This is a genomic window from Microbacterium sp. CPCC 204701 (genome assembly GCF_004010105.1).
Lineage (GTDB): Bacteria > Actinomycetota > Actinomycetes > Actinomycetales > Microbacteriaceae > Microbacterium.
Genome location: NZ_RRYE01000168.1, coordinates 1 through 6354, shown reverse-complemented (window position 1 = coordinate 6354; position 6354 = coordinate 1). Strand labels below are relative to the sequence as shown.

Here is a 6354-nt window from a genome sequence, read left to right as displayed (position 1 = left end):
GGCCGCCGCGTGGAGGGCGGCGCCGGCCGCTCCGCCGAGCTCGTCGGCCGCATGCACGGCGCCCGCGAGCGTCTCGGATGCAGCCGCGGCGGCGGCATCCGGCACCCCCTTCGGAACCACGAGGTGTGCACGATACAACGCCGTCAGGATCCCGCCGAGCACGGTCGTGCCGAACACCGCGCCCAGCTCGTACGCGGTCTCGGACACGGCGCTCGCGGCGCCCGCCTTGGCGGGAGGGGCGCTCGCCAGCACCAGCTCGTTCGACACCGTCTCGGCGCAGCCGATGCCGATCCCGAGCGAGACGAACGCGGCCACGAGCGCGCCGAGGCTGTCAGGACCGGTCGCGAAGGCGACCGTGGTGTATCCCAGCACCGAGAACACGAGGGCGGCCGGGATCACGATGCGGGCGGGCCACTTCTTCGAGATCGGCACGACCACCAGGCCCGCCACGATCATCGTCACGAGCCCCGGCACCAGCCCGAGTCCCGCCTGCAGCGGCGGGAGCCCCACGACGAGCTGAAGGTGCTGCGCGACGAAGAACAGGAAGCCGACGAGCGCGACGACGCTCAGGAAGTTGATCGCCAGCGCACCGCTGAAGGTCCCCTGGCGGAACAGCCGCATGTCGAGCATCGGCGTGCGGGCGCGCAGCTGGCGACGCACGAACAGGATGCCGAACCCGGCGCCCGCGAGGATGGGGAGCCACGTCGCGGCGCCGAACCCGTGCACGGCGAGCTCCTTGATGCCGTACACGATCGGGATCATCGTGGCCATCGACAGCACGATGCTCAGGGGATCGATGCGCCCCGGATTCGGGTCGCGGCTCTCGGGCACGAGGAGGGGTGCCGACACCAGCAGCGGCACGAGCACCGGCACCGCGAGCAGGAACACCGAGCCCCACGCGAAGTGCTCGAGCAGCAGTCCCCCGACGATCGGGCCGAGAGCCGACCCGGCCGAGAACATCGCCGCCCAGATCGCGATCGCGAGCCGCCGCTGGTCGCGGTCGGTGAAGATACTCCGCAGCAGCGAGAGCGTGGACGGCATGAGCATGGCGCCGAACACGCCCATGCCGGCGCGAGCGGCAATCAGCCACGCGGCCGTCGGGGCGAACGCCGCGAGCGCCGACACCGCGGCGAAGCCGGTCGCGCCGATCAGCAGCATCCGTCGCCGTCCGAAACGGTCGCCGAGCGTGCCCATCGTGACGAGCAAGCCCGCGAGCACCAGCGGGTAGGCGTCGATGATCCACAGCTGCTGTGTGCTCGTGGGTTCGAGGTCGAGCGCGATGCCGGGCAGCGCGAAGCTGAGCACCGTGTTGTCGACCGAGACCAGCAGCACGGGCAGCATGAGCACGACGAGAGCGGCCCAGCCGCGCCACCCCACGCGGCGGGACTGGGCGTCGGCGAGCGAGAGTTCCTGAGTGAGCGTCATCATATCTGTACCGTCCAGCCGGTATAGTAACAGAATGCCGCGATCCCTGTCGATACGATCGACGCCATGAGCCGCCCTCCCCTGGCCCGCGAGAAGGTGCTCGACGCCTTCGAGCGCATCCTCATCGAAGAGGGTGAGCGCGCCGCCACGATGGACGCCACGGCGCGAGCCGCCGGCGTGTCGAAGGGAGGCCTGCTCTACCATTTCGGCACGAAGGAGGCGCTCGAGGCGGGGCTCATCGCGCGGCTCGCCGAACTCGTCGACGAGGACGTCGCCGCGATCGAGGCAGCGCCGGAGGGTCCGGTGGCGTACTTCCTGCGCTCGTCGGTCATGGAGAACGCCCCGCTCGACCGGGTGATCATCGCCGCGTCACGCCTGGCGCAGTCCGGCAACGCGCCCGCGATCACGGCGCTCCACGAGATGCGCGCACGGTGGGAGGAAGCGCTCCGACCCCACACGGGCGGCGCGGCCGCCCTCGACCTCGTGATGCTCGTGAGCGACGGCCTCTACTTCAACAACGCACTCGGCGGCGATGCGCCACTCACGGTGGTCCCGCGCGGCGAGGCGCTGGAGGCCGTCATCGCGCTCGTGGAAGAGGCGATCAGGCTCTGAACGCCCGACCCCAGCCGCAGCCGAACCGGTCAGCGACCTGGCGCGAGCCTGAGTCGCGTGCGCCTGAGCATGGCGTGCACCACGAGCGGGTGCAGCAGCGACACCGGAGTGAAGTAGACGCGTCCTCTCCAGTCGTTGAACGTGACCACCGTCGTCACGCGCACGACCGATGCAGCGGCGTCCACTCCCACACCGCAGCGAAACGTCAGGTGCGCGTCGGCGTACTCGATGAGCGCCTCCTCGCCTTCGACCCGCAGGACGTCGAACACGCCCCGGGGCGCAGCCTCGAGGCGAAGCAGCAGAGCGAGCGCCATACGCAGCCCCATCGCCGCTTTCACCCAGAGCGGGGAGGATCTCGAGGCGAACAGCGCCTCGGCCCAGATGCGCGGATGGTCGGTCGTGCGCGGCGGCTTCGACGCCAGGATCACATCGCCGTAGTCGAACCGCGAGAGCCCGTCGAACGCGAGACTGCGGAAGGCCGGGGATCCGACGCGAGCGGGCAAGGGCGCCGACGCGGGGCCCTCGGCGGCCACCATCGTTCAGTCCTCGGTGACCTCGATACGGCGGAACAGGTCGGCCCCGACGGAGTCGCGCATGTCTTCGAGCAGCTCTTCGGGCACGGGCGAGTCCACCGTGAGCACCGACAGGGCGCGCCCGCTCGAGTCGGCCTGGGCCACCTGGAGGCCGGCGATGTTGATTCCCGCGTCACCGAGCTTCTGCCCGTAGATCGCCACGATGCCCGGGCGGTCGGCGTACCGCATCACGAGGTGGTGGCGCTCGATCGGCACCTCGATCTCATAGCCGTTGATGCCGACCACCTTGGGAACCATGCGCGTGCCGGCGAGCGTGCCCGCCACAGTGAGGACGGATCCGTCCGCGAGCGTGCCGCGGAGGATCGTGATGTTTCGATAGAGCGGACTCTCGGCCTCGACGATGAGCCGCGTCTCGATGCCGCGCTGCTCGGCGAACAGCGGCGCGTTCACGTACGACACGTTCTCGCTCACGACGTTCGCGAGGATGCCCTTGAGCGCGGCCAGCCGGTAGACGCTGACGTCGTAGGCCGCAAGCTCGCCGCGCACTTCGATGTCGAGGCTCGTGAGCGCGCTGTGCGCGAGGCCGGTGAAGAACTGCCCGAGCTGCTCGACGAGAGCGATGCCGGGGCGCACGAACGGGTCGATGACGCCACCCGCGACGTTCACGGCATCGGGCACGAGGTCGCCCTCGAGCGCGAGCTTGACCGACTTCGCGACCGAGACGCCCGCCTTCTCCTGCGCCTCGTCGGTCGACGCGCCGAGGTGGGGCGTGACGACGACGTTCGGCAGGCTCAGCAGCGGGAACGCCGTGCCGTCGGGTGCCGGCGGTTCGCTCGTGAACACGTCGAGGCCCGCGCCCGCGATCTCGCCGGTGGTGAGCGCGGCGTGCAGCGCCTCCTCGTCGATGAGCCCGCCGCGCGCGACGTTGACGACGTAGGCCGTGGGCTTCATCAGGCGGAATTGCTCGGCGCCGATCATGCCCGTCGTCTCGGGAGTCTTCGGCATGTGGATCGTGACGAAGTCGCTCGTCGCAAGGAGGTTGTCGAGCTCGAGCAGGGTCACGCCGAGCTGCTGCGCGCGCGCGGGCGTGACGTACGGGTCGTAGGCGACGACCGTCACGCCGAAGGCCTGGAGCCGTGCCGCGATGAGGGCGCCGATGCGGCCGAGGCCGATGATGCCGACGGTCTTCTCGAAGAGCTCGGTGCCGGTGTAGGCGCTGCGCTTCCACCGGCCCTCGGCAAGCGACGCATGCGCCGCGGGGATGCGGCGGGCGAGGCTCAGGATGTGGCCGACGGTCAGCTCGGCTGCCGAGATGATGTTCGACGTGGGCGCGTTGACCACCATGACACCCGCCGTGGTGGCCGTCTTGATGTCGACGTTGTCGAGCCCGACGCCCGCGCGCGCGACGACTTTGAGCACGGGGGCCGCGGCGATCGCCTCTGCGTCGATCTTCGTCGCCGAGCGGATCAGCACCGCGTTCGCGTCAGCCAGCGCCGACAGCAGCGCAGGCCGCTCGGTGCCGTCGACGTAGCGCACATCGAAGTCGGGACCCAGTGCGTCGATCGTGGCGGGAGAGAGCTCTTCGGCGATGAGGACGACAGGCTTCGTCACGGATGATTCCTTCGGGGGCGGTGCGCGACGGCGCAGAGCAGAGCGGATGCCGCGCCGCACGCCAGCGGGGGCGGGCCATTGTCCAGCCTATCGCGGCGAGTCGTTGCGGCCCGACAGTGTGACGAAGGTCACGACACCAGCGACGTCGTGTTGAGGGTCGTGTAGGCCACCACGTTGAGCCAGAACACCGCGACGAGGGCGAGCCCGGTGATCATCACGAGGAACAGCTCGTGCGCCGCGCGCCGATGTGCCAACGCGAACGCCGCCCCCCACACGAGCAGCGGGAAGGCGGCTGCGAAGATCCACACCAGCCAGCCGAGGGCAGTCAGCGACATGCCGGCCTCGCCGTAGAACCCGATCGTCTCGATGAGGTTCCCGATCGCGTTCCACACCGCGTACGCGTAGAAGAGGCCTACGAGGCCCGAGATCGCGACCACGAGCCACAGCGGGCTCCTGCGGTGTCGGGGGACGGATGCCGCGGCATCCGTCGTCGTGTCGCTCATCGTCCCACCGCCCCGATCATGACGAAGGGCCAGGGCACGAGCAGAACCACTCCCGCCGCGAGCCACGCGAGCCGCACCCACGTGCGCGACGCTCGCGTGAGCAGGAACACCGTCGCGAACCACAGCGCGGGCGCGAGCACCGCGAGCCACAGACTGCCCTGATACATCGCGTCGGTCACGAGGAACGGACGCCAGCCCTGCAGTCGCTGGCCACCGATCAGCCAGCCGATCGCGAAGAGGGCGTACACGCCGCCCAGCACGCCGAGGACGATGAGCTCGGTGTTGCCCATCGGCGTTTTCTCAGCCGTCGCCTCGGCAGAGCCGACGTGCTCGCTCCCCTTGCCGACGGCCGTGTAGCCGTCGGGGAGCACCGCGGTCGCAGTGTCGGGCGGCTCGGCATCGCTCGGCGCGATGCTCTCGGCATCCGCGGGCCCCGCCTCGACGCCCGGCTCCGACGCCCCGAGATCGAGCGTGGGGTCGTCGTCACCGTCCCACGTAAGAGCGTCGTCGTCGCGTCCGGTCATCACGAGCCCAGCGTAGTGCGGCGCATCGGGGTGCGGGGAAGCCCTGCCGACGCCCGTGTCAGCCGAACAGCCGCACCGTCAGTGCGTGCCACGTCTCGGGCCCCACGACCCCGTCGGCCGGCGGCGCGAACAGGGACGGGAACTCGCGGACCGCCGCATCGGTGAGCGGGCCGAAGTCGCCGTCGACGGTCAGATTTGCGAGCAGCGTCTGCACCGCGCGCACGGCCTCTCCGATACCGCCCCGCCGGACCGACACGATGAGGCCCGGCCAGTCGAGCTGCCCGGTGCCTGCCGCAGGGCCGGCGGCGTGTCAGGTGAACCGCGGGCGATGCGACCGTGCGAACAGCGCGCGCAGCCAGACGCCGACGCCGGACGGCGTGTCGACGGTGGGGCGCCGCGGGGTGACGACGATGCCGCGGTCGACGAGAGTGCGCCAGACGTCGTGCTCGCGCCAGAGCGCCGCCGACCGCTCGCGGCTGATGCGGTCGGCCAGGATCAGGATGCTGCCGTCCATGGCCTTTCCTTTCTCGGGTGATCGCCGGGACCGGCGACGGATGCAATCAAGGAGCGTTCGCACCGCCTCCCTGATACCCGAGCAGCCGTCGGGCAGCCGTGTCAGAGCGCCGCGGCGACGGCGTCGCAGACGAGTGCCGGGTCGGTCACGTCGTGACCGTCACTGCCCCCGCCCGGCCCGGACCGCGCATCGAGCCCGGACCGCACACGCGCCGACAGATGAACCGCGTCGACGCCCGCCGCGAACAGCGCGGGAATGTCGGCGATCCGGACGCCGCCTCCCGCCATCACCTCGACGTTTCCCGAGCGAGCCGCGAATGCCGCGATCCGGTCGACTCCGTCGATCGATCGGGCCGCGCCGCCCGATGTGAGCACGCGGTCGACACCCTCGGCGACCACAGCATCGAACACGGCAGAAGGATCGGCCGCCGCGTCGATCGCGCGGTGGAAGACGAGCGTCGCCGAGTCTGCGGCATCCCGCCACCGGCGCACGGCGTCGCGATCGAGCCCGCCCGCCTCGTCGAGAGCCCCGACGACGACCCCGCCGGCGCCGCGGGCGACGCACGCGCGGATGTCTGCGGTGATCAGCGCGGCCTCGTCGGCGCTGTACACGAAGCCGCCCTCCCGAGGGCG

At 70.9% G+C, this 6354-nt stretch carries 9 protein-coding genes; 1 reads left to right on the top strand and 8 read right to left on the bottom strand.

Features of this window, described 5'->3' with window-relative positions; translation table 11 throughout:
* Positions 1 to 1428, bottom strand: a 1428-nt coding sequence (locus EIO58_RS10835; RefSeq protein ID WP_446723918.1) for an MFS transporter, incomplete at its 3' end; no start/stop codon positions are given.
* Positions 1429 to 1491: 63 nt separating this feature from the next.
* Here EIO58_RS10835 and EIO58_RS10830 point away from each other — a divergent pair.
* Entirely contained in the window at positions 1492 to 2037 is a 546-nt protein-coding gene (locus tag EIO58_RS10830) for a TetR/AcrR family transcriptional regulator (protein WP_127819553.1), read from the top strand.
* 29 nt (positions 2038 to 2066) lie between these two features.
* Here EIO58_RS10830 and EIO58_RS10825 read toward each other — a convergent pair whose 3' ends face one another.
* From EIO58_RS10825 to EIO58_RS10795, 7 genes are all read right to left on the bottom strand, one after another.
* A complete protein-coding gene (locus EIO58_RS10825) occupies positions 2067 to 2573 on the bottom strand; it encodes a DUF2867 domain-containing protein (RefSeq protein WP_127819552.1) in 507 nt (168 codons plus the stop codon).
* 3 nt (positions 2574 to 2576) lie between these two features.
* Entirely contained in the window at positions 2577 to 4181 is a 1605-nt protein-coding gene (gene serA, locus EIO58_RS10820; protein ID WP_127819551.1) for a phosphoglycerate dehydrogenase, read from the bottom strand.
* A 128-nt stretch (positions 4182 to 4309) separates the two neighbouring features.
* Positions 4310 to 4684, bottom strand: a complete 375-nt coding sequence (locus EIO58_RS10815; protein WP_127819550.1) for a bacitracin resistance protein — start codon at positions 4682 to 4684, stop codon at positions 4310 to 4312.
* Entirely contained in the window at positions 4681 to 5208 is a 528-nt protein-coding gene (locus EIO58_RS10810; protein WP_240658734.1) for a DNA polymerase III subunit gamma/tau, read from the bottom strand. Before EIO58_RS10810 ends, EIO58_RS10815 begins: the two co-directional genes overlap by 4 nt.
* 58 nt (positions 5209 to 5266) lie before the next feature.
* On the bottom strand, positions 5267 to 5431 hold the full coding sequence (locus tag EIO58_RS10805) for a peptidoglycan-binding domain-containing protein (RefSeq protein ID WP_205789230.1): 165 nt from the start codon (positions 5429 to 5431) through the stop codon (positions 5267 to 5269).
* An 87-nt stretch (positions 5432 to 5518) separates the two neighbouring features.
* The gene (locus EIO58_RS10800; protein WP_127819547.1) at positions 5519 to 5722 is read right to left on the bottom strand and encodes a hypothetical protein; all 204 of its coding nucleotides are present in this window, start codon (positions 5720 to 5722) and stop codon (positions 5519 to 5521) included.
* Between the two features lie 101 nt (positions 5723 to 5823).
* Positions 5824 to 6354, bottom strand: a 531-nt coding sequence (locus tag EIO58_RS10795) for a copper homeostasis protein CutC (RefSeq protein WP_127819546.1), incomplete at its 5' end; no start/stop codon positions are given.